At 58.1% G+C, this 1727-nt stretch carries 2 protein-coding genes; one reads left to right on the top strand and one right to left on the bottom strand.

What is annotated here, in order from left to right:
- The coding region (locus CF70_RS37995; RefSeq protein WP_235185111.1) for a hypothetical protein at window positions 1–292 on the top strand (292 nt) is incomplete at its 5' end.
- Window positions 293–1067: 775 nt separating this feature from the next.
- Here CF70_RS37995 and CF70_RS18325 read toward each other — a convergent pair.
- Window positions 1068–1496 (bottom strand): hypothetical protein, encoded by a 429-nt coding sequence (locus CF70_RS18325; protein WP_035867606.1) that lies wholly within the window; start codon window positions 1494–1496, stop codon window positions 1068–1070.
- Window positions 1497–1727: the final 231 nt, after the last annotated feature.

Raw genomic sequence — 1727 nt, 5'->3', positions numbered from 1 at the left:
TTCTAGGCTTATGTGTCATTTCTGGCTTTACCTTGGCTTGATCCCGAATGGGGAGGGTGAGACGTCGGTCGGCGCCACCGGCACCTCAGTCGGCCGTCGAAGCGCAGGCGCTCGAAACGGCAGCAAAGTCGAAATGCGCGGCGGCATAGATGGCATTGCAGGCCCAGACTTCTTCGCCATCCTTGTAGAAGATGACCCATTTGCCGTCGCTGACGCAGTGGGCGCCAGGAAACACTTCGTCATGGCCATTCGTCCGTCCAGCGGAAAGGACGCGTGGGGTGTGGCCCAGTAGCGGCCCTTCGGTAGGGGCTCGATCGTCTTTGGCATGCTCATCAGGCCCAGTGAGGTGTTACACAAGACACCATCGCCCAGTGAAGGCGAAACGGGGGATGGTGTCACCCTGCAACAGCGAAGACCGTCCTTCGTGTAGGCTTCACCATCCAATCACCTGTTGCTACCCGTTGCGATGTCGATGGCACGATACCTCTTGTTTGTGGCCCGCGCCCTCGGCGTAGGCGCCCTGATCATGATCGTCGCCATCGTCTCCCGGCAAGTATATTTGCGCAGCGCTGCGGAGGCTGCCGACGCCGGCGCAGACGAGGAGCCTGCGACAATGATGTTGATACGCTGCGAGACGATGCACGAACGTCTGCAGAACCGGCACAGCTCGGCTGCGAAGGCTGACGAGCGGCCACGCGCTCGTTGCAGGGAGTCCTGACTTCGGAGAACTTCCGATTAGTCGACCAGGAGCTAGGCCGCACGCCTGGTAGGCGACAGCGGCGAATGAGCCGCGCACAATTAATACTTTCATGATCATGAAAGTATTGTGACAATGGGCCCCGCGGACGGCTATACTCGTCATCGCTAGCCGACCCACAGCGGATCGTGGTTCAAGCGCAAGAAAATCGGCCACGTTCGGGGGAGCCGCCACTCGAACGTTCCGCATAAAGCCGTGGGCCAACGTCAGTATATGGCCCCTCGGCCAGGCAATTTGTTTGTTACGGCGGTGCCTGAATTCCCAGAGGACCACCCTTTACCGCCAGACATTGCGGCATGTCTATCCGGCGCTATGACTCCAGAATCTCCAGCCCGTTTTCGGCACACCATTGCCGCAGCGCTCTTTCGGCCGAGTCGGCTTCAAACGAAAACCAGCGCTCGAGCATGCCTTTGCGCTCCAGCAAGTCCTTGAAGCGTGCGTAAGCGCCTTGTCGTCGGAAGAATTCTTCCACCTGGTCGCAACACTCAGGCAACTCCTGTGCAACAAATTGGAGGGCGAGACTTCGTCCAAGACCGAGCTCGTTCTTATGCGGTATCGCAAGGTAGCGGCCCGAAGTTTCAAGGTCGTCAGGAACCTCCTCGTCGAAGGTGTCGTTGTAATCAGAAGTCCAATAGACTTTGCCCGTATCGAGTGAGACATACGCGTTGTGCTCCATTGGAGCCGCGTAGCTAACGAAGTCGAATGCCATGGAAAGATCGTCGTATTTGACTGCGACCATGTCTGGACTCCCATGGGTTGCGAGTTGAAGGGCCCGGCGATATTCGGTGACAGCCGGATATCAGTCTTCATCAGGGGCCGATGCCTGATGGTACTGCAGCGCTCATCGCAGCCCGAAGGCGCAGCTCCATGGTCATCCACCGACCGCTGAAAGGGCGTCGCCTTTCTGAAGACGCAGGACTAGCGTAATCCGAACACACTCTTCTATGAGCAGTCTTTTGTCAAGCCGCGT

Source organism: Cupriavidus sp. SK-3 (genome assembly GCF_000611145.1).
GTDB lineage: Bacteria > Pseudomonadota > Gammaproteobacteria > Burkholderiales > Burkholderiaceae > Cupriavidus.
The sequence above is the reverse complement of the archived record's forward strand: the minus strand, read 5'-3'. Positions and strand labels throughout refer to the sequence as shown.